Raw genomic sequence first — 23,960 nt, 5'->3', positions numbered from 1 at the left:
AGAAGGTCTTCCTGATCCTCGACAACTTGCGTGTCCATCACAGCAAGCCGGTGAAAAAATGGGTGACCGAACACGCCGAGCAGATCGAACTGTTTTACCTGCCGAGCTACAGCCCGGAATTAAACCCCGAGGAACGATTGAATGCCGATCTCAAACAGGCGATGGGGTCAAAAGTCCCAGCCCGTACCAAAGCCAAACTCCGCTCCGCCGCGACCCAGCACATGACCGAACTTGAGCGTTCGCCTGAACGCATCAAGGCCTTCTTTCAGGACAAACAGGTTCGCTATGCCGCGTAAAAACTTATTCGGGCCTGATCAATAATAGCCACTCTACTGCCGGATGAACGCCAGCCCCTAAATAGCCGCCCCCATCGCCACTGATGTTTCCGTTTTTTTGAACCACCGTTCAATGCCGATAAACTGGTTTGGTATGAAAGGCCCAACTTATGGTGGCCTCACCGACCTCAGGAAGAGTCCGGTGAGAATGATGACCTTGGCTGTCGTATCGCTCGAAAGCACTACCGTTCGGTCCGACCGTCCTCAATGAGTTCCCTCATGTTCACGTTGTCCATCGGCTCGGCGTTTTGGATAAAGTCGTGCATCTCTTCTACCGCCGCACCGGCGTTGTCCAGTTCGGGCCTGGTTTTAGCGACTCCTCGTCGCAAGGCTTCAAGCTCAGCGCGCGCAGAGTCGCGCATGGCTTCTCGCGTTGGTGCAGTCGAATCGTCGTCGAATAGGTAATCAATCTCGATAGCGCCGGTGTCCATCGTATCAACTGCGTAGTCGAGCCACGATGCGTAACCTGTTGGCGGCGGTAGTATCTTTGGCGTAGTCATGGTGTGGTACGCGGCTGTTGATGACAGCTTAGTCTCTCATATCCGTGTTGCGATGGACCAGGCGGGGCTGTAGCGATTGGACCAAGAGGCTGCCCAAAGTATCCTCGACGAGGTACGCGACGCCATTGCAGGCTGCCGCACCGAGTCCGGGAGATTGCAGCTGCCCGCCGGCGAAGTGCAGCGCATGGAGTCCGTCATTCAGGCCTGAATCGGGAAACCTCTTGCTCGCATGAGCCCCGCAAGAGAAGAAAGAAGCGCCCCATCGGGATGGGGCGCTGAATCATTTTGAATCAGCCTATCGGCCTGCGTCAGTGAATGCTACCTGTGCTCGGGGACTCTGGTTCAACGAGATGAAACGGACCGTCGCGCTCAACACGTTCTCGCAAGTCCGACGGAAAAATGTACGAAACGCATACGTGACGAACTTCGAAACCTGAATCTATCGTCCGAAAGAGTTCCGGCTTCAACAGCGCGTCTATCAGCGATGACATCACAGCAACGACCTCGTTCGTATCAAACTCGGCTTGAACACGCATTGCGCTGAGCTCGGTCAGTGAAGAATTCGACCCCACGGTCAGCTGACTTACAATCGCATTGTCATTATCTCCGTCGGCCAGCGACACCTGCAACGCGTCGCCGCGACGCAATGACTCAAGAAATTCCTCGACGATACTGCCTACCATCGGCAAAATCATCCGCGATTGCCAGTCGCGACACTGTTGCACGACAACCATAAACTGGAGTCTATGGCCCGTGCCAAGCGGCAGCAGCAGCGTGTGAATTGCCTCCGTGGCGCAACAACTGAACATGGCCGGATGCGCTGTCCCGCAAAGAAACCAACCAGCCACTCTCGCATCCTTGGTAACGGCAGCGTTTTGCGCTTGAGCAGTCTCGTCCGGTGACATCAAACGCCCGCCCCAGAGCCGTTTTTCTTGAGTCGCACGAAGAAGGGTTTCAATCACGCCACGCTCGGTCTTGTCTTGCATAAGTTCCTCCTGAATTTCCGACGCTAAAAATGCGTCGTAACTTGTATAGGAACGAAGCAAAATCCCCCGGGGCAATGCTCTCTGGCGTGCGACAGTCTTCTGTCTCGAGGGCATCGTTGTTGCAACCGCTCGAATCGGCGCGACGCCGACCAGTCAGCGCTGGCCGGCGTTTTTCTACATTACGCCGCGGAACGTCGGGAGAAATCGACTCGCACGACGTTTGCCGCCAGCGCGGCCCCGGTATCGCTCTGGGACGCCGTATCGGACACGGGTATCTCTTTCGCAGTACGACGCCGGACGACGCGCACCAGTTTTCTGGCCTTCGGCAGGGCAGGAACCTGCGTTTCTACCGCAGGCATCGGTGCAGCAGGCGCTGGGACGTCGGGCGCTGGCTCGGTCGCATCCAGTGCCGCCAGCGCATCCTTTGTTGTCGGATTGACATACCGCTTTAACATGGAAAGTGATTTGTGCCCGGTAATAAGCTGCAGCAGGAAGATGTTTCCATTCAAGCGCTTCGCATGGCGCGTTGCTGACGTATGCCGCAAGTCATGAATGTGCAGATTCTCGATGCCCGCGCGCTTGCACGCACGCTCCCACGCCGAGTCAATCGCATTCTCGGTCACCGGAAAAATCGGCCCCGAGGTCCCGAAATTCGGCATGCTTTTCAGCAGGTTTATCGCAGCCCAGGTGAGTGGCACATCGCGTTTCCCACCTTTCGCGGTCGGGAGACGCACCACTCGTTCCTGCCAATCAACCATCTCCCATCGAGCGGTCTTCAACACCTCACCCTTGCGCATCGCGGTTTCGATGGAGAACCAGACGAACGGCGCGATGTACCGGTTGTCACACGTAGCGAGCGCGTTGGCGAGCGCCTCTTGCTCGCCCTGCGATAAAACGCGGTTACGCTCGTTGTTAACTTTTCGGTACTTGACGGCCGCACACGGATTGGGCAGCGGCGACCAGTTCCATACTTTGTTCGCGTAAACAAAAAACGGGCTCAAAATCGACAACTCGTTATTGATGCTCGAGTTGCTAAAGCGGTCATCTATCATCGCATTCTTCAGCGCCTCAATATCATGCGCAGCGATATCGCGGACGCGCATGGTCGCCAGCGCCTTGCGCTGAGCAGCGGTGCGAGGGCGCTTTTCGAGCCGCGCGGTGCGGTACGCGTCGAACGTTCGCGGCAGGCGACGTTCACTGACAGGCCGCTCGGTGATTTTGAACGCCAACGGGATGTCCTTGCCTTCCTCCGGGGGTATTTCTTCGGCGTGCAGCAATGCGAGCCCGGCACTTTCGAGGTACACGTTGACGCGCGAAACAACCGCCTTGCAGCCTTTCTGCGTGGCGACGCATTCTTTGACATAGTCCAGCAGCGCAAGCGCGAGGGGGGTATCGCGCCCCATGCCCCGGGGAGCCTTTTGTTCGTCAAGCTCGGTTTCCTGGTCGCGCGCCCATTTTTTTGCGCTCTTTTGCGAGTCAAAACCGCCCTTGTAGACGCTTTTCCCGTTCATGCGCACCCGCGCCGACCAACCGGCTCCCTCGCGATAAATGCTGGCCATGATTACTTCCCTCCCGGCACGGATAAACGCCGCATGAAGGCGAAGCCCGTCCCAAGCGGGGCCTGCGAGCAACGGTGCATAGAACGACGTGTGTGGACCGGCGCGCCGGTGTCCGGTGTAGCTACGAGGGGATTGACTGAATCTTGAATTTCGAGGGTCATACTCAACTCCAAAAAAATGAATCGGAGTTGAGTGAAGCGAGCGCGCTGGCCTATGGATTTTAGGCCCTTTAAACACCGCACTCGAGCGCAGTCAGTGGCGGTCATCCACGCTGACACACCGTCGCTGTGTCAGAAGCCGTGTCAGAGCGGACGCCTTCTGCCCATTTTTTACGCAAAAAAACAGGGGCCTGGTTGCCCAGGCCCCTGATTCTTTTGAGAAATCGTTGGTGGTGATGGGCAGAATTGAACTGCCGACCTATGGGTTATGAATCCATCGCTCTAACCAACTGAGCTACATCACCGTTAGGGCGCGAGATTATAAAGTCGCTTCCTGCGGAAGGTCAACTTCAATGGCACCCCATTCGCTAAAAGCTTGTTTATAATGCGCCGATGCCACTACCTGCATCCCTTGTTGCCTCCATCGTCAGCGCCGTCATCGAAACGGTCGTGCAATCGGCGGGTACCGTTTCGACGACGCAATACGATACGTACATCGCCAGGCGCACGCTGCCTCCCGAGGTAAAGCAGGGAATCATGCAGCCGCCCCCGGGCGATGGCACCGTCACCATCAGCGGCAGCACCCTCACCCTGTCGCCGGTCGCGCAGTTCCGCAACCAGCAGAACCTGATCGTCATGCCCATGGCCATTCAGCAAGCGACCGACGTGGTGTATCTCAACGACAACTTCGGCGCCGTGCATCGCATCTGGCTGATCAGCCAGGCAGAAGCCGATTCCCTGAAGAAAAACTGACTCCGCTCCAATGGTAAAAAAACTGTTCATCCGCACTTTCGGGTGCCAGATGAACGAGTACGACTCGGACAAGATGGCCGACGTGCTCGCTGCTTCTGAAGAAATCGTCAAGACCGACACACCCGACGACGCCGATATTATTCTCTTCAACACCTGCTCGGTGCGCGAGAAGGCGCAGGAACGCGTCTTCCACGACTTGGGCCGCGTGCGCCTGCTGAAGAAGGAGAAACCGGACTTGATCATCGGCGTCGGCGGCTGTGTCGCCAGCCAAGAGGGCGATGCCATCGTCGCCCGCGCGCCGTTCGTCGATGTCGTATTCGGCCCGCAGACGCTGCACCGCCTGCCGCAATTGATTGCTGACCGGCGCCGTGCCGGCAAGGCACAGGTCGACGTCTCCTTCCCGGAAATCGAGAAATTCGACAACATGCCGCCGGCCAAGGTCGAGGGCGCCGCAGCGTTCGTCTCGATCATGGAGGGCTGCAGCAAGTTCTGCACGTATTGCATCGTCCCCTTCACCCGCGGCGATGAGGTATCGCGCCCGTTCGACGACGTGCTGACCGAGGTTGCCGGACTGGCCGCGCAAGGCGTCGGCGAAGTCACGCTGCTCGGCCAGAACGTCAATGCCTACCGCGGTGCGATGACGGACAGTGAGGAGAAGGCGGACCTCGCGATGCTCATCGAGTACATCGCGGAGATCCCCGGCATCGAGCGCATCCGCTACACCACGTCGCATCCGCGCGAACTGACGCAGCGGCTGATTGACACCTACCTCACGGTGCCGAAGCTGGTTTCGCACCTGCACCTGCCGGTGCAATCCGGCTCAGACCGCATTCTCGCGGCGATGAAACGTGGCTACACCGCGCTCGAATACAAGAGCCTGGTACGCAAGCTGCGCGCCGCCCGGCCGGACATTTCGCTCTCGTCCGACTTCATCGTCGGCTTCCCCGGCGAAACGGCCGAGGATTTCGAGAAGACGATGAAGCTGATCGACGACATCGGCTTCGATGCCTCGTTCTCGTTCGTCTTCAGCCCACGCCCCGGCACGCCGGCAGCGGAGATGCACGACGACACGCCGCGTGAAGTCCAGATCGAACGACTGACACGCCTGCAGCGTCGCATCGACGAACTGGCACAGGCCGTCTCGCAATCGATGGTCGGCACCGTGCAGCGCGTGCTGGTCGAGGGCATCTCGAAGAAGGACGAGCACGAACTTGCCGGGCGGACCGACAACAACCGCGTCGTCAACTTCCAGGGCAACCCGCGCTTGGTCCACAAGTTCATCGACTTGCGCATCACCTCGGCCATGCCGCACTCGCTACGCGGCGAGGTCGTCACCCGCGAATCATGAAAACCCGATCTTCATCCGGCGCCCCCGCCAAACCGAAGGCCGTCGACCTGCTGCTCTCGCCGGTCAACAACAGCCAGCTGGCCAACCTCTGCGGCGTGCTCGACGAAAATCTGCGCCAGATCGAAACGGCGTTCGACGTTTCCATCGCCCGGCGCGGCGAACGCTTCACGCTGCGCGGAGAAAAGGAACAGACGGCGAAAGCGTCCGAAGCGCTGCAGCTGTTCTACGCCCGGGCGAAAAACACGCTGTCCGTCGACGAAATCCAGCTCGGCCTTATCGAACTGCTCAACCGCCCGGCGCGCAAGGACGTGGTGCGCGACGACGACATGCCGACGCTGATGACGCGCAAGGCGGAACTGCACGGCCGCACGCCGCGTCAGGTGGAGTACCTGCGCCAGATCCAGGAACACGACATCACCTTCGGCACCGGCCCCGCCGGCACCGGCAAGACCTATCTCGCCGTGGCCTCCGCCGTCGACGCCTTCGAGCGCGAACTGGTGCAGCGCATCGTCCTCACCCGTCCCGCCGTGGAAGCCGGCGAACGCCTCGGTTTCCTGCCCGGCGATCTGTCGCAGAAGGTCGATCCCTACCTGCGCCCGCTCTACGACGCGCTCTACGACCTGATGGGCTTCGACAAGGTCGGCAAGCTGTTCGAGCGCGGCGCCATCGAGATCGCGCCGCTCGCCTACATGCGCGGACGCACGCTGAACCACGCCTTCATCATCCTCGACGAAGCGCAGAACACGACGCCCGAACAGATGAAGATGTTCCTCACGCGCATCGGCATCGGCGCCAAGGCGGTGGTCACCGGCGACGTGACCCAGATCGACCTGCAGCGCGGGCAGAAGAGCGGACTGGTCGAGGCGCGCAAGATCCTTCGCGACGTGCGCGGCATCGCCTTCACCGAATTCCAGAAGGAGGACGTCGTGCGCCACCCGCTGGTCGCGCGCATCGTTTCGGCGTACGAGGCCTATACCGCCCAGGAGGAAAAGAATGGACACGCCGGCAGCAAGTAGGCGGCTCAACCTCAGCGTGCAATACGCCTGTAACACGGACGGTGTACCGTCCCGCCCGCAGTTTCGCGCCTGGGCGCGGGCCGCGCTTAATGCCGATGGAATGCGTGGTGGGCAGATCACCCTCCGTCTGGTCGAGGCCGACGAGGGGCAGACGCTGAACCGCGACTATCGCGGCAAGGACCTCGCCACCAACGTGCTGTCGTTTCCGTACGAAACCGAGCCCGTCGTCATCGGCGACCTGGTCATCTGCCATCCCGTCGTCGTCCGCGAAGCCGCAGAGCAGGGCAAGACGCTCGAAGCACATTACGCGCACCTGGTCGTGCACGGCTTACTGCACTTGCAGGGCTACGATCATGAAACCGGCGAGGCCGACGCGGAGACGATGGAAGACAAGGAACGCGAGATACTGGCATCATTGGGCTTCGCCGATCCGTACAACACAGGGAAAGCGTAGCCGCCCGGCCAAACTTTCCTCAAAACGACAATGGACCCAGACAGACCGACTTTCTTCGAACGCCTCTCTTCCCTTCTCCTGCGCGAGCCAGAAGATCGTGAGCAACTGATTCAGTTGCTGCACTCCGCCCACGAAAGAAACCTGCTCGACGCCGACGCCCTGTCGATCACCGAAGGTGCACTGGCCGCATCGGAAGTCGTGGTTCGCGACGTGATGGTACCGCGGGCGAAAATGGAATTCGTCGACATCGAGGATCCGCTGGAAAAGGTCATCGAGCAGATCAACCGCACGGCGCATTCGCGCTTCCCGGTGATCGACGACAACCGCGACAACGTCATCGGCATCCTGCTTGCCAAGGACCTGCTGCGCATCCGCAAGGAAAAGCTGTTCAGTCTGCGTGACTGGCTGCGTCCCGCCGTATTCATCCCCGAATCGAAGCGCCTCAACGTCCTGCTGCGCGAATTCCGCGTCTCGCACAACCACATGGCCGTGGTCGTCGACGAATACGCAGGCGTCAGCGGCCTCATCACCATCGAGGACGTCCTCGAACAGATCGTCGGCGAAATCGAGGACGAATACGACTTCGACGAAACCGAGGACAACATCCGCCAGGACCAGTTCGGCCGCTTCCGCGTCAAGGCGCAAACGGCGATCGAAGACATCAACGCCGAGTTCGGCACCAACTTCAGCGACGAGGAATACGACACCCTCGGCGGTCTCATCCTCAATCAGCTGGGCCGCGTTCCCCGGCGCAAGGAAGAGCTTGACCTCGACGACCTGCACATCCAGGTCCTGCGCGCCGACCGGCGGCGGTTGTACACCTTGCTCGTCACCCGACGTTCGCAGATGCCGGATGCATTGGACTGAATCTCCCCGGAGAGACCGGGCGATCGCCCTGCTGCTGGGCGCGGTGAGCGTTGCTGCCTTCGCCCCGTTCGGCGCGTTTCCTGTCCTCTGGTGTTCCCTCGCCGGGCTGTTCGCCCAGCTATCCCGACTCACTGACACGAACGCGCCCGCGCGCGACGGGGCGATCCTCGGCGGCTGTTTCGGCGCCGGCTTCTTTCTCGCCGGGGTCTCGTGGGTCTATGTCAGCCTCAGCGTCTTCGGCGGAATGCCCGCCCCGGTCGCCGGGCTCGCCACCCTGCTGTTCTGCCTCGGAATGGCGCTCTACCCGGCGCTGGCCGGCGCGCTGTTCGTTCGCTTCGCCCCCGATGGATGGCAGCGCGTGCTGTTCTTCGCCGCGGCGTGGGCGCTCACCGAATGGCTGCGCGGCTGGTTTCTCACCGGTTTCCCGTGGCTGGCCGCCGGCTATTCGCAAACGCCGCCCAGCCCGCTCGCCGGCTTCGCGCCGATCGTCGGCGTCTACGGCGTTTCCTGGCTGACGGCGCTCCTTGGCGGGCTGTTCGCCCTGGCAATCCGCCCAGCCACGCGCTGGAAAAGCCTCGGCGCGATCGCCGTAGTGATGCTCGGCGGCCATCTTTCTCTCCAATACCCATGGACCACGCCGCACGGCGAGCCGGTTCGCGTTGCCCTGCTGCAGGGCAATGTCGCCCAGGACCTCAAATGGCGGCCGGAAAAGTTCGAGGAATCGCTGCGCACCTACTACCACCTGATACATGACAACCCGGCGCAACTGACCGTGCTGCCGGAAACCGCGCTGCCGGTTTTCCTGAGCGAGGTTCCGCCGGATTACCTGGAGGCGCTGACCTCGCTGGCCGCCCGCCAACGCGGCGACCTGCTCTTCGGCATCGTCACCGGCGACCGCCACGAGTACGCCAACAGCGCCGTCAGCCTCGGCGCCTCGGGTAAGCAGCGTTACGAAAAGTCGCATCTCGTTCCCTTCGGCGAATTCATTCCGCCGGGCTTCGCCTGGTTCATGGCCATGGCGAGCATCCCGATGTCCGAGTTCACCCGCGGCACGGCAGAGCAGAAACCCCTGCGTCTCGCCGGACTGAACGCGGCGATCAATATCTGCTACGAGGACGCCTTCGGCGAGGAAATCATCCGCGCACTGCCGGAGGCCGACGTGCTGATCAACATCTCCAACGTCGCCTGGTTCGGCGATTCGCTGGCCCCGCCGCAGCACCTGCAGATCGCCCGGATGCGCGCGCTGGAAACCGGACGGATGATGCTGCGCGCCACGAACACCGGCATGACCTCGATCGTCGGCGCCGACGGCCGAGTGAATCACGTTCTCCCGCCATTCACCCGGGCGGCGCTGAGCGGCAACGTCCGCGCCTACACCGGCAGCACGCCGTATGTCCGCTGGGGCAACCTGCCGGTTGTCGTCCTGGCATTGTTGATCCTCTGTTTCATGCGACGGCGCAACGCGCTATCCTGACCGTCCTTGCCACACCGGATCGATTCCGCCATGAACGAACAACAACTCGAACAACAGCTTCTCGCCGCCGGCATCCGGCGCGTCAACTCCACCGAACTCTACCCGGCCCATCACCAACCCGGCGACGCCGGCCTGCCGATGCTGATCGTCGAGAATCCGCTCGGCCGGAGCGTCATCGCCCTGCACGGCGCGCACGTCATGTCCTTTCTGCCGGCGGGTGGCCGCGAGATGCTGTGGACCTCGCCGAAGACCCTGCTGCAGGATGGCGTGCCGATTCGCGGTGGCATCCCGCTGTGCCTGCCCTGGTTCGGCCCGGGGCCGGACGGCAAGACGATGCACGGCTTTGCCCGAATCAGGGAGTGGACCATCACGGCGGTGGAGCGACTGGACACCGGCGCCACCCGCCTGACGCTGGAACTGGCCGGCGACGAGACGACCAGCGCGCTGTGGCCGCACACTTTCGCCTTCCGTCTGGAGATCGAAACGGGAAGCCGCCTGACGATGACGCTGCGCGTCGAGAACCGCGGCATCACCCCGGCGCCGCTGGCCTTTGCCTTCCACACCTACTTTGCTGTCCCCGACGTCGCCCAGACCCGTGTTGCCGGCCTGGAGGGAAGCACATTCATCGACAAGATGAACAATTTCCTGAAGAAGCAGCAGAGCGGCGAAGTAACGATCGACAGCGTGACCGACCGCATCTACCTCGACGTGCCGAGACGGCAAACGATCACCGCGGGTTCGACGTACGTCGGCATCGAGTCCGAGGCTCGATGCGCCGTCGTGTGGAACGCCTGGAGCAACGACAGGAATATCCCCGACCTCGGCGAGGGCAACCATGTCGGCTACCTGTGCGTGGAACGCGGCGACGTCGCCGACCATGCGTTGACGCTGGCGCCGGGAGGCGTTTACACAACGTCGATGACGCTGTCCGCCTGACTCTTCCCGCGCTTTCTTGCCGGGGTGAAAAGCAAGTAAAATCGCGCTTTGTCACGTCTTTTTCACGTTTTTCCGAAGCCTTACATGCCCACATTTCAGGAAGTCATTCTGCGTCTCCAGAATTTCTGGGACAAACAGGGGTGCGCGCTGCTCCAGCCTTACGACATCGAAGTCGGTGCCGGCACCTTCCACACCGCCACATTCCTGCGCTCCATCGGCCCGGAGCCGTGGAACGCCGCCTACGTGCAGCCCTCGCGCCGGCCGAAGGACGGCCGTTACGGCGAGAACCCCAACCGCCTGCAGCACTATTACCAGTATCAGGTGGTACTGAAACCCTCGCCCGACAACATTCAGGAGCTCTACCTGCAGTCGCTCGAAGCGCTGGGCATCAACCTCCAGGAACACGACATCCGCTTCGTCGAGGACGACTGGGAATCGCCGACCCTCGGCGCCTGGGGCCTCGGCTGGGAAGTCTGGCTCGACGGCATGGAAGTCACCCAGTTCACCTACTTCCAGGAAGTCGGCTCGCTGACCTGCAAGCCGGTGCTCGGCGAGATCACCTACGGCCTGGAGCGGCTGGCGATGTACCTGCAGGGCGTCGAGAATGTCTATGACCTGGTGTGGACCAATGCCGGCGGCCGGGTTCTGACCTACGGCGACGTTTACCACCAGAACGAAGTCGAGCAGTCGAAGTACAACTTCGAGCATTCGAACGTCGAAATCCTTTTCCGCCACTTCGCCGACCACGAGTCGGAAGCGAAACGCCTGATGGGCCTCGATCTCGCCCTGCCCGCGTTCGAACAGGTGATGAAGTGCTCGCACTGTTTCAACCTGCTCGACGCGCATGGCGCCATCTCGGTCACCGAACGTGCCGCCTACATCGGCCGCGTCCGCGCTCTGGCCCGCGAAGTCGCCCAGTCCTACTACAACTCCCGCGAAGCGCTCGGCTTCCCGATGTGCAAGGGGAGCAAATAAGATGACAACTGCCACACTCCTCGTTGAACTCCTCACCGAAGAACTGCCGCCGAAGGCGCTTTCCCGCCTCGGCGAGGTCTTCGCCAAGCAGATCCACATCGGCCTGTCCGACCGCAACCTCGTCTCCGCAACGGGCAGCTACGAATGGTTCGCCACGCCCCGCCGGCTGGCCATCCTGGTTCCCGGCGTACTCGCCGTGGCGCCGGACGCCACCGCGTTCGAGAAGATCATGCCGGTTTCCGTTGCCCTGGACGCCAACGGCCAGCCGACCGCCGCGCTGAAGAAAAAGCTCGAAGCCAAGGGGATCCCGCTCGATGCCGTCGCGCAGTTCGAAAAGCGCATGGACGGCAAGTCCGAGACCTTCTTCTACAAGGCGACCGTGCAGGGCGCGAAGCTCGATGACGTGCTTGCCGGCATCGTCGCCGAGGCGCTGAAGAAACTGCCGATTCCGAAGGTGATGCGCTGGGGCGACTCCGACCACCAGTTCGTGCGCCCGGTGCATGGCCTCGTGCTGCTGCACGGCGCGCGTCTGGTTCCCGGCGAAGTGCTCGGCCTCACCAGCCGCAACATCACCCGCGGTCACCGTTTCCTGTCCTCGGGCGACATCGTCCTCGGCTCCGCCGACGCTTACGCTGACGCATTGAAGGCCCAGGGCAAGGTCGTCGCCAGCTTCGCCGAGCGCCGCGCCTCGATCGCCGCGCAACTCGACGCCAAGGCCAAGGAACTGAACGCCACGATCAACCCCTCCGAAGGCCTGCTCGACGAAGTCACCGCGCTGGTCGAATGGCCGGTGATCTACATCGGCGAATTCGAGGCCGAGTACCTCGACGTGCCGCAGGAATGCCTGATCCTGACGATGCAGCAGAACCAGAAGTACTTCCCGCTGCTCGACGCGTCGAAGAAGCTGCTCAACAAGTTCCTGATCGTCTCCAACATGCAGGTTGACGACCCGAAGCACATCGTCGGCGGCAACGCCCGCGTCGTCCGCCCGCGCCTCTCGGACGCTCGCTTCTTCTTCAACCAGGACCGCAAGGCGCCGCTCGCCTCGCGCCTGGAGAAGCTCGGCAACGTCGTCTATCACAACAAGATCGGCTCGGTACTGCAACGCGTCGAACGGCTGGAAGCGCTGGCCGGCAAGATAGCCCACCGCCTCGCGGCCAACGCTGAACTGGCCGCGCGCGCCGCGCGCCTGGCCAAGGCCGACCTCGTCACCGACATGGTCGGCGAGTTCCCCGAACTGCAGGGGATCATGGGCCGCTACTACGCGCTGCACGACGGCGAGGACAAGCAGGTCGCCGACGCCATCCAGGCACACTACCAGCCCCGCTTTGCCGGCGACGTGCTGCCGGCCGGCAACATCGCCTGCGCCGCCGCGCTGGCCGACAAGCTCGACGCCCTCACCGGCTTCTTCGGCATCGGCCAGATCCCGACCGGCGACAAGGACCCGTTCGGCCTGCGCCGCGCCGCGCTCGGCGTGCTGCGCATCCTGATGGAAACGCCGCTGCCGCTCGACCTCGCCGAACTGATCGCCGACGCGCAAGCCGGCTTCGCCGCCGGCGTGCTGACGCAGCCGGTCGCCGAGCCGCTGCTCGACTTCATGCTCGACCGCCTGCGCGGCCTGCTCAAGGACGCCGGCCACGGCCAGGACGTCGTCGAAGCGGTGCTGACCCAGCGTCCGACGCGCATCGACCTCGTGCCAGCCAAGCTCGCCGCCGTGCGCGACTTCCTGCACCTGCCGGAAGCGCTGGCGCTGGCCGCCGCCAACAAGCGGATCGGCAACATCCTGAAGAAGGCCGAAGGCAGCCTGCCCGAACCGGACGTCGCCCTGTTGCAGGAACCTGCGGAAAAAGCGCTGTTCGAACGCGTGGTGCTGATCGCCCCCGTTGTCAAGTCGCACGTCGCCAACGAGGACTACGCCGACGCGCTGAAGGTGCTCGCTTCGGTGCACGCCGAAGTCGACCGGTTCTTCGAGGACGTGATGGTCAACGTCGATGAGCCGCTGATCCGCGCGAACCGCCTGGGCCTGCTCAAGTCCCTGTTCGATCAACTCAATGCTGTAGCCGACATCTCGAAACTGGGCGTATGAAACTCGTCATCCTCGACCGCGACGGCGTCATCAACTTCGACTCGGACCACTTCATCAAGTCGCCTGCCGAATGGAAACCCATTCCCGGCAGCCTGGAAGCCATCGCCCGCCTGACCCAGGCGGGCTTCAAGGTCGTCGTGGCGTCGAACCAGTCGGGGATCGACCGCGGCCTCTTCGACATGGACACGCTGAACGCCATCCATGACAAGATGCATCGCGCCGTGAAAGCTGTTGGCGGGCGGATCGACGCGATCTTCTATTGCCCGCACTCGGCCGACTCGAACTGCAGTTGCCGCAAGCCCAAGCCGGGCATGTTCGAACGTATCGCGGCCTGTTTCAATGCCGACCTGAGCAACGCCTACGCGGTCGGCGACTCGCTGCGTGATTTGCAGGCAGCGGCGAGCGCCGGCGCCAAACCGGTTCTGGTGCTTTCCGGCAAGGGCAAGGGCACCCAGGCCGACGGCGGCATGCCCGAAGGCACGCTGGTTTTTGACGATCTCGCGGCCGTGGTCGATTTCATCCTCGCCTCATGATTGCCCTGCTTCGTTCCGCGCTCTTCCTCCTGCTCGCCACCCTGATCACCGCCCCGGCGGGGCTGCTCGTCACGCTGGCGGTCGTCCTGCCGATGCGCACGCGCTTCGCCATCATCGCCTTCTGGCGCGCCGGCTTCATGGCGCTTTGCGATCACGTGCTGGGCTTGCGCTATCAGGTCATCGGCCGCGAAAACATCCCGGCAACGCCGTCCGTCATTCTCTCCAAGCACCAGTCGGCCTGGGAGACAATCGGCTTGCAGGCCATCTTTCCGCCGCTTGTCTTCGTGCTGAAACGCTCGCTGCTGATGATTCCCTTCCTGGGCTGGGCATTCGCGGCGGTCAAGATGATCTCCATCGACCGTGCTGCCGGCAAGAACGCGCTAAAGCAGGTCGAGAAACAGGGCCGCGACCGCCTCGCCGCGGGCTACTGGGTAATCATCTTTCCCGAAGGCACGCGCATCGCTCCCGGCGAGACGCGGCGCTTCAAGACCGGCGGCGCACACCTCGCGGTTTCGGCGGGCGTTCCGGTCGTCCCGGTGGCCCACAACGCCGGCGAATTCTGGGCGAAAAACGCTTTCGTCAAGAAACCCGGACTGATCACCGTCAGCATCGGGCCGGCAATCGACACCCGAGGCAAGACCGCCGAGCAGGTCACGGCGATCGCCGAACAGTGGATCGAGGCTGAAATGCGCCGCCTTTCGCCGCACCGTTATCCCGACAGCGCCCATGCCGTGGCAAGCTGAGCTGCCGCTTGACCCAGCCCCATCAGCCGCCGGCGAGACACCCCGAACCATCGCCCTCGGCGACCGCATCGTACCCTACATCCTGCGACGCGCGCGGCGCCGCACCATCGGACTGACCATCGACCATCGCGGCCTGCGCGTCGGCGCGCCGCATCGGGCGCCGCTGATCGAGGTCGAAACGCTGATCCGCAAGCACGGCGACTGGGTCAGGCAAAAGCTCGACGAGTGGCGTAGCCGCCGCTCTCCGGAACCGCTGCGCCTGAGCGACGGCACGCGTCTGCCCTGTCTCGGCGGCGAGGTGGAAATCCGACTTGCCGAAGGCAACAACCGGGCCGTGTGGAACACCGACAGCACGCTGATGCTTTGCCTGCGCGCGCCCGACCATGCCGGCAGCGTCCTGCAGAAGGCGCTCAAGGCACGGGCGCTCGAACACTTCCATGCCGCGCTGACACATCACGCTGCCCGATTCGGCCTGGCGACACCGCCGCTACGACTCTCCTCCGCCCGCACGCGCTGGGGCAGCTGCAGCCAGCGCAGCGGCATTCGCCTGAACTGGCGGCTGATCCATTTCCCGCCGCAGATCATCGAGTACGTGATCGTGCATGAACTGGCACATCTGCGCGAGATGAACCACAGCCCCCGCTTCTGGGCCATCGTTGCGCACTATTGTCCGGATTTCCGGGCTGCTCGCGACCAGCTGAAGCAACTTTCCGCCACCGTGCCGACGTTCGCCTGAACGCCCGCTCTCACTCTTTCCCGAGGAACCGCCATGCGCATCGAACAGGACATCAAGCTCGACTTCAAGGACGTGCTCATCCGCCCGAAACGCTCCACCCTGACCTCGCGTTCCGAAGTCGACATCTCGCGCGACTATGTCTTCCTGCATTCGCAGAAAACCTACCACGGCATCCCGATCATCGCCGCCAACATGGACACCACCGGCACCTTCGAGATGGCCCGCGCGCTGGCCCGGCATAAGCTCGCCGTCGCACTGCACAAGCACTACGACGAGTCCGATCTGCTGTCCTTCTTCACCGAGCCGCCGGCGGGCGGCAGCACGTTCTATTCGATGGGCATTACCACGCCCGACTTCGAGAAGTTCCAGCGGGTGATGGATCAAGCCAACGGCACGATCGAAAACGTCTGCGTCGACGTCGCCAACGGCTACACCAAGGCGTTCATCAGCTTCATCCACAAGCTGCGCAGGGCGTTCCCGACGATCACCATCATGGCCGGCAACGTGGTCACCGGCGAGATGACCGAGGAGCTGATCCTCGACGGCGTCGACATCGTCAAGGTCGGCATCGGCCCCGGCTCGGTGTGCACCACGCGCAAGATGTCCGGCGTCGGCTACCCGCAGCTGTCGGCGATCATCGAATGCGCCGACGCCGCGCACGGCCTGCGCGGCCTGATCTGCGCCGATGGCGGCTGCACCTCGCCGGGCGACCTCGCGAAGGCCTTCGGCGCCGGCGCCGATTTCATCATGCTCGGCGGCATGCTGGCCGGACACGACGAATGCGCCTCGGAACTCGTCGAAGTCGATGGCGAGCGCAAGATGCGCTTCTACGGCATGAGTTCGCGCGAGGCGATGAACAAGTACGCCGGCGGCGTCGCCGGCTACCGCGCCTCGGAGGGCAAGGAAGTACTGCTCGACTACCGCGGCCCGGTCGAGAACACCCTGCAGGACATCCTCGGCGGCGTGCGCTCGGCGTGTACCTACGTCGGTGCCCGCAAACTCAAGGAATTGTCCAAGCGCACGACCTTCGTCCGCGTCACCCAGCAGCTGAACGAGGTATTCGGCGCTTCCTGATTCACCTCATTCAAGCTGCAATGCAGCATAAAGCATCAGCCGGTCGTCGATCCGCGCAAGATCGAGACCGGTAGTTTCACTGATCCGGCGCAAGCGGTAATCCAGCGTGTTGCGATGAATCCCCAAGTGCCGTGCGGAGGACTCCGCCAAGCAATCCTGCGCGAACCACGCGACTAGCGTGGCACGCAGGGTGCCACGCCCGTCCCCCGCAGCAAGGCGCTCCAACGGCAAGCGCAGTTGTTCCGCCTGCCATCCGGCACCAAGCCCGGACAACAGCACGGGGAAGCTCAGGTCGTAATAGGAAAACAGTCGGCCACTCCCGTCGCGGCTCCGGCCAACCCGGGCCGTCCGCTTCGCGCATTGATACGACAGGGGGACACCATCGATTCCGGACAGGGCCACCCCGATGCTCAAAATCACCGGACTCTGCAACGCGGGACGCATCGCCGCCTCCAGTTCGAACAGCCTCGTCTTTGCCCGCGCGGCAAGCCCGCCCGCATCATCGCCACCGACGATAACCGGCAACATCACCAGTTCACGCGGCGACACGGCCGACATCAACAATGCCGGTTCCGTCGCGGCCAGCTGCTGCTGGCAGCGTTGCAATTCGGCCATCGCGCGATCCGGAGCAATCGTCTCGTCGAGCAGTTCCAGCACCACGGCCGCGCGGCGTTCCCGAAAATCGACACCAAGCCGGCCACCCCAGCGCTCCAGGTCGGCGCGTGAAGTCGCCCCCGGCGAAATGAGCTGATCGACGAATTCCTCCCGGTAACGCTTCTCGTGCTGCAGTTCGCGCAGCAACTGCGCCTGTTCGAGGATCATTTCGGCCATCACCCGCACGAGTTCGCCGACCTGGCGCACCTCGTCGGGCGCACCGGAAACCCCGACCACGCCGCAGAGTTGGCCGCGCACCGCCAGGGGAATATTGACCCCCGGCTTCGCACCTTCCAGGCCGCGCGCCACCGCCACATCGACCTCCACCGTGCGCGACTGGGCCAGCGCCCGACGTGCGCCGGCATGCAGTTCGCCGATGCGCTCCGGGTTGCCGCTACCCAGGATGACGCCGTGGACATCCATCACGTTGACGTTGAACGGAACGATCTTCATCGTCCGCTCGACGATTTCCTGCGCCAGGGCGCGCTCCAGCAGAACCATGAGAATTCACGCTTAAAACGGGAGAAAACACAGCTTATACACGAAAAACGAACGATAAATTGTGCAATCGCACGATGAATCTTCCCCCCGTCCCCGCTACGATAGGGCACTTTTCCAGGGAGGCTATCGTGCAAATTATCGTCGCACCGGATTCATACAAGGGCAGCGTTTCGGCCATCGGCGTCGCGGACGCCATGGAACGTGGTATTCACAAGGTTTTCCCGCAAGCGACGGTCAGGAAGATCCCGATCGCCGACGGCGGTGAAGGCACCGTCGAGCCGATGGTCAGCGCCACCGGCGGCGAAATCCGCTACGCGGAGGTCACCGGCCCGCTGGGCGATCGCATCAGGGCCCACTGGGGCATCCTTGGCGACGGGAAAACGGCGGTCATCGAAATGGCGGCCGCGTCCGGCCTGCCGCTCGTGCCGAAGGACAAGCTCGACGCGCGCAACGCCACTTCCTACGGAACCGGCGAACTGATCCTCGCCGCGCTCGACGCCGGATTGCGCCGGATCATCATCGGCATCGGCGGCAGCGCCACCAACGACGGCGGTGCCGGCATGGCGCGGGCGCTCGGCATCCGCTTCCTCGACGCCAACGATCAGGAACTCGCACCGGGTGGCGCGGCGCTGGCGCAACTGGCAAGCATCGAGATGCAGGGACTGGATACGCGCATTGCGGATGTCGAACTGATCGTCGCCTGCGACGTAGACAATCCGCTGTGCGGGCCACGCGGCGCCTCCGCGGTATTCGGTCCGCAAAAGGGGGCCACGCCGGAAATCGTCGCCGAACTCGACGGAAAGCTGGCGCACTTCGCCAAAATCGCGAAGCAGACCACCGGCCGCGACGTTGCCGAATTCCCCGGCGCCGGCGCGGCGGGCGGACTCGGCGCCGGCCTGATGTTCTTCACCCCGGCGAAATTGCGCCCCGGGGTCGAGATCGTTCTGGAGGCCGTCGGCTTCGCCGATGTCGTCAAGGACGCCCTGTTCGTGATCACCGGCGAGGGGCGGACCGACTTCCAGACCGCCTACGGCAAGGCGCCGGTCGGCGTGGCCAAGGTCGCCAAAACGTTCGGCGTGCCGGTTTTCTGCCTGTCCGGCGGGCTTGGCCAAGGCGCCAACGACGTCCTCGAGCAGGGGATCGACGCGGTCATGAGCATCTGCGACCGGCCGCTCTCGCTCGAAGAATGCATGCGTGACGGCGCAACGCTGATCGAGGCCGGCACGGAGCGCCTGTGCCGGATTCTCAAGGCAGCGCCTGCCCTGCGCTGAACCAACGATCAAAAACAGAAGGGGCGCGTCGTTATCCACGACGCGCCCCTTCTTTTGAACTTCGACTGCAGGGACGTCAGGTGTTCTGCACCACGATGTTCGGGAACTTGCTGCTCATGTCCTTGGCCCGCTCGGCGATCTTGACGCCGACGCGGCGGGCGATCGCCCGGTAGATCTCCGCGGCGCGGGAATTCGGCGCACCGACGACGGTCGGCTTGCCCGCATCGGTCAGTTCACGGATCTCCAGTTCCAGCGGCAGGGCGCCCAGCAGTTCGGCACCGTAGTCCTGCGCCATGCGCTCGGCGCCACCGTGGCCGAAGATGTGCTCTTCGTGCCCGCACTTCGAGCAGATGTGGATGCTCATGTTCTCGACCAGGCCGAGGATCGGGATGCCGACCTTCTCGAACATCTTGAACCCCTTGCGCGCGTCGATCAGCGCGATGTCCTGAGGCGTGGTAACGATCACGGCGCCGGTCACCGGCACTTTCTGCGCCAGCGTCAACTGCGTATCGCCGGTCCCCGGCGGCATGTCGACGACCAGATAATCAAGATCCTGCCAGTTGGTCTGGCTGAGCAACTGCTCCAGCGCCTGCGTGACCATCGGGCCACGCCAGACCATCGGCGAATCGATGTCCACCATGAAGCCGATCGACATCGCCTGCAGGCCGAAGGCCTGCATCGGCTCCATCGTCTTGCCGTCTTCCGACTCCGGTTGCTGACCGGTCAGCCCGAGCATCTGCGGCACCGACGGGCCATAGATGTCGGCATCGAGCAGACCGACCTTCGCGCCTTCGGCGGAGAGTGCCAAGGCGAGATTAACCGCCGTCGTGCTCTTGCCGACACCGCCCTTGCCCGAAGCGACGGCGATGATGTTCTTCACGCCCGGCAGCGGCTTGAGATTGCGCTGCACCGCGTGCGCGACGATCTTCACGGAAACGTTGGCCTCGACACCGGTCACGCCCGGCACCGCCTTCACGGCATCGACGACAGCCGACTTGATCAACTCGATCTGCGTCTTCGCCGGGTAACCCAGTTCGATGTCAAACGAGACCTTGCCGTCCTCGACCTTGAGGTTCTTGACCGCGCGGGTCGAAACGTAATCCTTCTGTGTATTCGGATCAACGAAGCTGCTGAGCGCCGCCTGGACGGCCTCGACGGTAACTGCCATTTTGAGACTCCTTGCTGAGATACCCGAGTAATTTTGTCCAGTTTACCCGAAAACGGGCAGGGCTGCACTTTGCTAGAATGCTCATTTTTCCGCGTTTCGCCGAAACCCAACAAAATCAAGGACCGCAGCCCATGTCCCGCAAAATTCTCGTCACCTCCGCCCTGCCCTATGCCAATGGCGCCATCCACCTCGGTCACCTCGTCGAATACATCCAGACCGACATCTGGGTGCGCTTCCAGAAGATGCAGCCGAAGGACAAGGTTGCGGAGTGCTGGTACTGCTGCGCCGACGACACGCACGGGACGCCGATCATGCTGCGCGCCGAGAAAGACGGCATAACGCCCGAGGCCCTGATCAATCGGGTGCACGGCGAACATTCGCGGGATTTCGCCGGCTTCCACGTCGCCTTCGACAATTTCTACAGCACGCATTCGCCCGAAACGCAGGAATGCTCGAACACCATCTACGGTCGCCTGAAGGATGCTGGCCTGATCGAGAAGCGCACGATCGAGCAGTACTTCGACCCGGTCAAGCAGATGTTCCTGCCCGACCGCTTCATCAAGGGCGAGTGCCCGAAATGCGGCGCCAAGGACCAATACGGCGACAACTGCGAGTCCTGCGGCGCAGCGTACACGCCCAACGAGCTGAAGAACCCGTACTCCGCCGTTTCCGGCGCAACGCCGGAACTGCGCAATTCCGACCACTATTTCTTCAAGCTCTCCAGCGAGACCTGCCAGAGCTTCCTGCGCCGCTGGACGCGCGAACCGGGACGCCTGCAATCCGAAGCCTCGAACAAGATGCAGGAGTGGCTCGGCACGGAGGGCGAGAACAAGCTGACCGACTGGGACATCTCGCGCGATGCGCCCTATTTCGGCTTCGAGATCCCCGATGCGCCGGGCAAGTACTTCTACGTCTGGCTCGACGCGCCGATCGGCTACATGGGCTCGTTCAAGAACCTCTGCGGCAAGCAAGGGCTCGACTTCGACGAGTACTTCAAGCCGGACAGCCAGACCGAGCTGTATCACTTCATCGGCAAGGACATCCTGTACTTCCACGCGCTGTTCTGGCCCGCCGAGCTGCAGCACGCCGGCTACCGCACGCCGAGCGGCCTGTTCGTGCATGGTTTCCTGACCGTCGACGGCGCCAAGATGAGCAAGTCGCGCGGCACCTTCATCACCGCCGAGAGCTACCTGAAGACCGGGCTCAACCCGGAGTGGCTGCGCTATTACTACGCCGCCAAGCTGAACGCCACGATGGAGGACATCGACCTCAACCTCGACGACTTCATCGCCCGCGTCAATTCCGACCTCGTCGGCAAGTACGTCAACATCGCCAGCCGTTGCGCCGGGTTCATCGGCAAGAAGTTCGACGGCAAGCTCGCCGCCACGGACGCCGAGTGGCTGAAGCCGCTGCGCGAAGCCGCCGCGTCGATCGCCCAGGCCTACGAGGCGCGCGAATTCAGCCGCGCCCTGCGCGAAATCATGGCGCTGGCCGACACCGCCAACGTCTTCGTCAACGACAGGAAGCCGTGGGAACTCGCCAAGCAGGAAGGCAAGGAGGCCGAACTGCACGCCGCGTGTTCCGAAGCCATCGAAGCCTTCCGCCTGCTTACGCTGTATCTCAAACCGGTGCTGCCGAAAGTTGCCGAAGCCGTCGAAGCCTTCCTCAATATCGCGCCGCTGACCTGGACCGACGCGGTGACGCCGTTGCCGGCCGGCCACACGATCAACGCCTACAGCCACCTGATGACGCGCGTCGATCCGAAGCTGATCACCGCGCTGGTCGAAGCCAACAAGATCTCCCTGGCCCCGGTGCCGGAGGCCGCACCGCAGAAGCACGCCGAGAAGCAGGAGAAGGCCGCCGAAGCCGCCAAGGCAACAGCCGAAGCGGGCCCGCACATCTCGATCGACGACTTCATGAAGGTCGAGCTGAAAGTGGCGAAGATCATCGACGCCGGCCACGTCGAAGGCGCCGAGAAGCTGATCCGCCTGTCGCTCGACGTCGGCGAGGAAAAACCACGCCAGGTCTTCGCCGGCATCAAGTCGGCCTACGACCCGGCGACACTTATCGGCCGCCTGACGGTGATGGTCGCCAACCTCGCGCCGCGCAAGATGAAGTTCGGCATGAGCGAAGGGATGATCCTCGCCGCGTCGGACATGGACGGCAAGACGCCGGGCATCTTCCTGCTCGCCCCTGATTCCGGCGCCCAGCCGGGGATGCGCGTGAAGTAAAGCGCCATGCAAGCGCCACCATCCTTCCGACCGCGACTGACATTGCCGATCCTGGCCTTCGCCGTCGTCGATATCGCGGGGATGGTGCTGCTCGCCACGGGCGCCATGTGGTTCGCGCACGGCCAGCCGCTGTTCATCCCCGACTTTCCGACCGGCCCGCTCGGGGCCGGCGCGGCCATTGCCGGCGGGCTGCTGCTGATGTTCTGGGCTGCGGCGCGCATCCTGCGCGAGCTGCTCCGCAACGCAAACCGCCACTAGCCCCCATGTCCGACCCGGCCCCTAACGCCATCACTCGCCGGATCGTCATTCATGGTCGCGTGCAGGGCGTCGGTTTCCGCTGGTCGCTGATGGAGAAGGCGGGCGAACTCGGCCTCGACGGCTGGGTGCGCAACCGCGCAGATGGCAGCGTCGAGGCCCTGATCAGCGGCCCCGCCGAGGCCGTCGATGCACTCACCGCCTGGGCACACCGCGGCCCGCCGCACGCCCGCGTTGACCGGGTCACCTGGCAGGACGAACCAGACGCGCCGGACCAACCCGGCACGGGGAATTTCATCCAGAAACCGACGTACTGACCCCAGCCCCCTGACCCCAACGCCGGCCGCCGCGGCCGAACCTCTCCCATGAACGCCGACACTGATCGCCTCTCCCCCGTCTTTCGCGGCATGCTGTTGATGCTGACCACCGTCATGCTGTTTACCTGCATGGACACCATCGCCAAGTACCTGTCGCGTTTCTACCCCGTCAGCATGATCCTGTGGTCGCGCTTCCTGATCCACGTCATCCTGTTCATTGCGGTTGTCGTACCCAGGCGCGGGCTTGCGGGCCTGCGTACCGCCCGGATGTGCCTGCAGTTCCTGCGCGGCCTGCTGCTTTCCGGAGCCAGTTTCTGTTTCGTCACCGCCATCTCCTACATGCCGCTCGCCGAAGCCACGGCCATCGCCTTTCTGGCGCCGGTCCTGCTCACCGTGCTCGCCGCACTATTTCTCAAGGAAAAAGTTGAAACCGGCCGCTGGGTCGCGATCCTGTTCGCCTTCGGCGGCGTCCTGCTGATCATCCGCCCGGGCAGCGACGTCTTCACCTGGGCCGCCCTACTGCCGCTGCTCAACGCCGCCTTTTTCGCCTCTTACCAGGTGATGACACGCCAGCTGTCCGGCCAGGACAGCCAGTACGCCATGCTCTTCTACCCGGGCCTGGTCGGCCTGCTCGTTTTCTCGCTGGTCCTTCTACTTCCGACCGGCGGCTGGGTTACTCCGCGCGATCCGTGGCATCTGCTGCTCCTCGGAGCGGCCGGCCTGCTCGGCGCGTGCAGTCATCTGATCATGATCCGCGCCTTCACCCTCGCCCCCGCGTCACGCCTGGCGCCGTTCAGCTACACGCAGCTGATCTGGGTGACGGTGGTGGGCTATGTCGTCTTCGGCAATTTTCCCGACCGCGTCTCGCTCGCCGGCATCGCCATCCTGCTGATCAGCGGCATCTATTGCGCTAACCACCAGCGCCTCTCAGAAAGGGAATCGCGACGCCTCCTGAGCGACACACCAGGCGGCGATTGAACCTCCCACCACGGTGCGCTGTCTCGTTGATAGTTCCAAGCATTTTTCGTCG

Annotated in this window: 24 protein-coding genes and 1 tRNA gene; 19 read left to right on the top strand and 6 right to left on the bottom strand. The window is 63.2% G+C overall.

The annotated features are described in order from the left end of the window. Positions 1-296 (top strand): transposase (locus BO74_RS12430; protein ID WP_496442688.1); only part of this gene is annotated, 296 nt, incomplete at its 5' end. 221 nt (positions 297-517) lie between these two features. Here the strand turns inward: BO74_RS12430 and BO74_RS12425 are convergent. From BO74_RS12425 to BO74_RS12410, 4 genes are all read right to left on the bottom strand, one after another. Next, on the bottom strand, positions 518-766 hold the full coding sequence (locus BO74_RS12425; protein WP_496442687.1) for a hypothetical protein: 249 nt from the start codon (positions 764-766) through the stop codon (positions 518-520). A gap of 377 nt (positions 767-1,143) precedes the next feature. After that, positions 1,144-1,821, bottom strand: a complete 678-nt coding sequence (locus BO74_RS12420) for a hypothetical protein (protein ID WP_496442686.1) — start codon at positions 1,819-1,821, stop codon at positions 1,144-1,146. 179 nt (positions 1,822-2,000) lie between these two features. Further along, a complete protein-coding gene (locus BO74_RS12415) occupies positions 2,001-3,380 on the bottom strand; it encodes a site-specific integrase (protein ID WP_496442685.1) in 1,380 nt (459 codons plus the stop codon). A gap of 386 nt (positions 3,381-3,766) precedes the next feature. Continuing rightward, positions 3,767-3,843 (bottom strand) — tRNA-Met (locus BO74_RS12410). An 88-nt stretch (positions 3,844-3,931) separates the two neighbouring features. Here BO74_RS12410 and BO74_RS12405 point away from each other — a divergent pair. From BO74_RS12405 to BO74_RS12345, 13 genes are all read left to right on the top strand, one after another. Continuing rightward, the gene (locus BO74_RS12405) at positions 3,932-4,291 is read left to right on the top strand and encodes a hypothetical protein (protein ID WP_496442684.1); all 360 of its coding nucleotides are present in this window, start codon (positions 3,932-3,934) and stop codon (positions 4,289-4,291) included. 10 nt (positions 4,292-4,301) lie between these two features. Further along, complete coding sequence (miaB, locus tag BO74_RS12400) at positions 4,302-5,639, top strand: tRNA (N6-isopentenyl adenosine(37)-C2)-methylthiotransferase MiaB (RefSeq protein WP_496442683.1); 1,338 nt, start codon at positions 4,302-4,304, stop codon at positions 5,637-5,639. Beyond that, positions 5,636-6,655 carry a PhoH family protein gene (locus tag BO74_RS12395; protein WP_496442682.1) on the top strand — a complete coding sequence of 340 codons (1,020 nt, stop codon included), beginning with the start codon at positions 5,636-5,638 and terminating at the stop codon, positions 6,653-6,655. Before miaB ends, BO74_RS12395 begins: the two co-directional genes overlap by 4 nt. Next, positions 6,633-7,109 (top strand): rRNA maturation RNase YbeY, encoded by a 477-nt coding sequence (gene ybeY, locus BO74_RS12390; RefSeq protein WP_496442681.1) that lies wholly within the window; start codon positions 6,633-6,635, stop codon positions 7,107-7,109. The genes BO74_RS12395 and ybeY overlap by 23 nt, the downstream gene beginning before the upstream one ends. A 30-nt stretch (positions 7,110-7,139) precedes the next feature. Continuing rightward, positions 7,140-7,976 (top strand): CorC family transporter, encoded by an 837-nt coding sequence (locus BO74_RS12385; RefSeq protein ID WP_496442680.1) that lies wholly within the window; start codon positions 7,140-7,142, stop codon positions 7,974-7,976. Further along, the gene (gene lnt / locus BO74_RS12380) at positions 7,963-9,450 is read left to right on the top strand and encodes an apolipoprotein N-acyltransferase (protein WP_496442679.1); all 1,488 of its coding nucleotides are present in this window, start codon (positions 7,963-7,965) and stop codon (positions 9,448-9,450) included. Before BO74_RS12385 ends, lnt begins: the two co-directional genes overlap by 14 nt. Before the next feature lie 30 nt (positions 9,451-9,480). Then, positions 9,481-10,386, top strand: coding sequence for a D-hexose-6-phosphate mutarotase (locus BO74_RS12375; RefSeq protein WP_496442678.1), 906 nt, complete (start codon positions 9,481-9,483; stop codon positions 10,384-10,386). 84 nt (positions 10,387-10,470) lie between these two features. Beyond that, positions 10,471-11,361: a glycine--tRNA ligase subunit alpha gene (gene glyQ / locus BO74_RS12370; RefSeq protein ID WP_496442677.1), complete on the top strand. Its 891-nt coding sequence runs from the start codon at positions 10,471-10,473 to the stop codon at positions 11,359-11,361. A 1-nt stretch (position 11,362) separates the two neighbouring features. Then, positions 11,363-13,447: a glycine--tRNA ligase subunit beta gene (glyS, locus tag BO74_RS12365; RefSeq protein WP_496442676.1), complete on the top strand. Its 2,085-nt coding sequence runs from the start codon at positions 11,363-11,365 to the stop codon at positions 13,445-13,447. Then, positions 13,444-13,980, top strand: coding sequence for a D-glycero-beta-D-manno-heptose 1,7-bisphosphate 7-phosphatase (gene gmhB, locus BO74_RS12360; RefSeq protein ID WP_496442675.1), 537 nt, complete (start codon positions 13,444-13,446; stop codon positions 13,978-13,980). Before glyS ends, gmhB begins: the two co-directional genes overlap by 4 nt. Beyond that, positions 13,980-14,723, top strand: coding sequence for a lysophospholipid acyltransferase family protein (locus BO74_RS12355; RefSeq protein ID WP_496442690.1), 744 nt, complete (start codon positions 13,980-13,982; stop codon positions 14,721-14,723). Before gmhB ends, BO74_RS12355 begins: the two co-directional genes overlap by 1 nt. Further along, positions 14,707-15,459, top strand: a complete 753-nt coding sequence (locus BO74_RS12350; protein ID WP_496442674.1) for a M48 family metallopeptidase — start codon at positions 14,707-14,709, stop codon at positions 15,457-15,459. Before BO74_RS12355 ends, BO74_RS12350 begins: the two co-directional genes overlap by 17 nt. Before the next feature lie 33 nt (positions 15,460-15,492). Then, positions 15,493-16,533, top strand: a complete 1,041-nt coding sequence (locus tag BO74_RS12345) for a GMP reductase (protein ID WP_496442673.1) — start codon at positions 15,493-15,495, stop codon at positions 16,531-16,533. Between the two features lie 6 nt (positions 16,534-16,539). Here BO74_RS12345 and BO74_RS12340 read toward each other — a convergent pair whose 3' ends face one another. After that, the gene (locus tag BO74_RS12340) at positions 16,540-17,688 is read right to left on the bottom strand and encodes a sugar diacid recognition domain-containing protein (RefSeq protein WP_496442672.1); all 1,149 of its coding nucleotides are present in this window, start codon (positions 17,686-17,688) and stop codon (positions 16,540-16,542) included. A gap of 128 nt (positions 17,689-17,816) precedes the next feature. On the opposite strand from BO74_RS12340, the gene BO74_RS12335 reads away from it, so the two are divergent. Next, the gene (locus BO74_RS12335) at positions 17,817-18,959 is read left to right on the top strand and encodes a glycerate kinase (protein WP_496442671.1); all 1,143 of its coding nucleotides are present in this window, start codon (positions 17,817-17,819) and stop codon (positions 18,957-18,959) included. 76 nt (positions 18,960-19,035) lie between these two features. Here the strand turns inward: BO74_RS12335 and apbC are convergent, their stop codons facing one another. Next, entirely contained in the window at positions 19,036-20,127 is a 1,092-nt protein-coding gene (gene apbC, locus BO74_RS12330; protein ID WP_496442670.1) for an iron-sulfur cluster carrier protein ApbC, read from the bottom strand. A 131-nt stretch (positions 20,128-20,258) separates the two neighbouring features. Between apbC and metG the strand changes: the two genes are divergently transcribed. Genes metG through BO74_RS12310 form a run of 4 tightly spaced genes read left to right on the top strand, consistent with a single transcriptional unit; the run spans position 20,259 to position 23,908 of the window. Then, complete coding sequence (metG, locus tag BO74_RS12325; protein WP_496442669.1) at positions 20,259-22,358, top strand: methionine--tRNA ligase; 2,100 nt, start codon at positions 20,259-20,261, stop codon at positions 22,356-22,358. A gap of 42 nt (positions 22,359-22,400) precedes the next feature. Then, positions 22,401-22,616 carry a hypothetical protein gene (locus BO74_RS12320; protein WP_496442668.1) on the top strand — a complete coding sequence of 72 codons (216 nt, stop codon included), beginning with the start codon at positions 22,401-22,403 and terminating at the stop codon, positions 22,614-22,616. 5 nt (positions 22,617-22,621) lie between these two features. After that, a complete protein-coding gene (locus BO74_RS12315) occupies positions 22,622-22,930 on the top strand; it encodes an acylphosphatase (RefSeq protein WP_496442667.1) in 309 nt (102 codons plus the stop codon). Between the two features lie 48 nt (positions 22,931-22,978). Next, positions 22,979-23,908 (top strand): DMT family transporter, encoded by a 930-nt coding sequence (locus tag BO74_RS12310; RefSeq protein WP_496442666.1) that lies wholly within the window; start codon positions 22,979-22,981, stop codon positions 23,906-23,908. Positions 23,909-23,960 lie beyond the last annotated feature (52 nt).

The organism is Propionivibrio pelophilus DSM 12018, assembly GCF_059569095.1.
This window is presented reverse-complemented; position numbering and strand designations above follow the sequence as displayed.

What these genes read in the sequence shown, in the direction of transcription:
- BO74_RS12425 (WP_496442687.1), bottom strand. Translation starts at nt 766, where the DNA reads ATGGACACCGGCGCTATCGAGATTGATTACCTATTCGACGACGATTCG.
- BO74_RS12420 (WP_496442686.1), bottom strand. Translation starts at nt 1,821, where the DNA reads ATGCAAGACAAGACCGAGCGTGGCGTGATTGAAACCCTTCTTCGTGCG.
- BO74_RS12415 (WP_496442685.1), bottom strand. Translation starts at nt 3,380, where the DNA reads ATGGCCAGCATTTATCGCGAGGGAGCCGGTTGGTCGGCGCGGGTGCGC.
- BO74_RS12405 (WP_496442684.1), top strand. Translation starts at nt 3,932, where the DNA reads ATGCCACTACCTGCATCCCTTGTTGCCTCCATCGTCAGCGCCGTCATC.
- miaB (WP_496442683.1), top strand. Translation starts at nt 4,302, where the DNA reads ATGGTAAAAAAACTGTTCATCCGCACTTTCGGGTGCCAGATGAACGAG.
- BO74_RS12395 (WP_496442682.1), top strand. Translation starts at nt 5,636, where the DNA reads ATGAAAACCCGATCTTCATCCGGCGCCCCCGCCAAACCGAAGGCCGTC.
- ybeY (WP_496442681.1), top strand. Translation starts at nt 6,633, where the DNA reads ATGGACACGCCGGCAGCAAGTAGGCGGCTCAACCTCAGCGTGCAATAC.
- BO74_RS12385 (WP_496442680.1), top strand. Translation starts at nt 7,140, where the DNA reads ATGGACCCAGACAGACCGACTTTCTTCGAACGCCTCTCTTCCCTTCTC.
- lnt (WP_496442679.1), top strand. Translation starts at nt 7,963, where the DNA reads ATGCATTGGACTGAATCTCCCCGGAGAGACCGGGCGATCGCCCTGCTG.
- BO74_RS12375 (WP_496442678.1), top strand. Translation starts at nt 9,481, where the DNA reads ATGAACGAACAACAACTCGAACAACAGCTTCTCGCCGCCGGCATCCGG.
- glyQ (WP_496442677.1), top strand. Translation starts at nt 10,471, where the DNA reads ATGCCCACATTTCAGGAAGTCATTCTGCGTCTCCAGAATTTCTGGGAC.
- glyS (WP_496442676.1), top strand. Translation starts at nt 11,363, where the DNA reads ATGACAACTGCCACACTCCTCGTTGAACTCCTCACCGAAGAACTGCCG.
- gmhB (WP_496442675.1), top strand. Translation starts at nt 13,444, where the DNA reads ATGAAACTCGTCATCCTCGACCGCGACGGCGTCATCAACTTCGACTCG.
- BO74_RS12350 (WP_496442674.1), top strand. Translation starts at nt 14,707, where the DNA reads ATGCCGTGGCAAGCTGAGCTGCCGCTTGACCCAGCCCCATCAGCCGCC.
- BO74_RS12345 (WP_496442673.1), top strand. Translation starts at nt 15,493, where the DNA reads ATGCGCATCGAACAGGACATCAAGCTCGACTTCAAGGACGTGCTCATC.
- BO74_RS12340 (WP_496442672.1), bottom strand. Translation starts at nt 17,688, where the DNA reads ATGGTTCTGCTGGAGCGCGCCCTGGCGCAGGAAATCGTCGAGCGGACG.
- apbC (WP_496442670.1), bottom strand. Translation starts at nt 20,127, where the DNA reads ATGGCAGTTACCGTCGAGGCCGTCCAGGCGGCGCTCAGCAGCTTCGTT.
- metG (WP_496442669.1), top strand. Translation starts at nt 20,259, where the DNA reads ATGTCCCGCAAAATTCTCGTCACCTCCGCCCTGCCCTATGCCAATGGC.
- BO74_RS12315 (WP_496442667.1), top strand. Translation starts at nt 22,622, where the DNA reads ATGTCCGACCCGGCCCCTAACGCCATCACTCGCCGGATCGTCATTCAT.
- BO74_RS12310 (WP_496442666.1), top strand. Translation starts at nt 22,979, where the DNA reads ATGAACGCCGACACTGATCGCCTCTCCCCCGTCTTTCGCGGCATGCTG.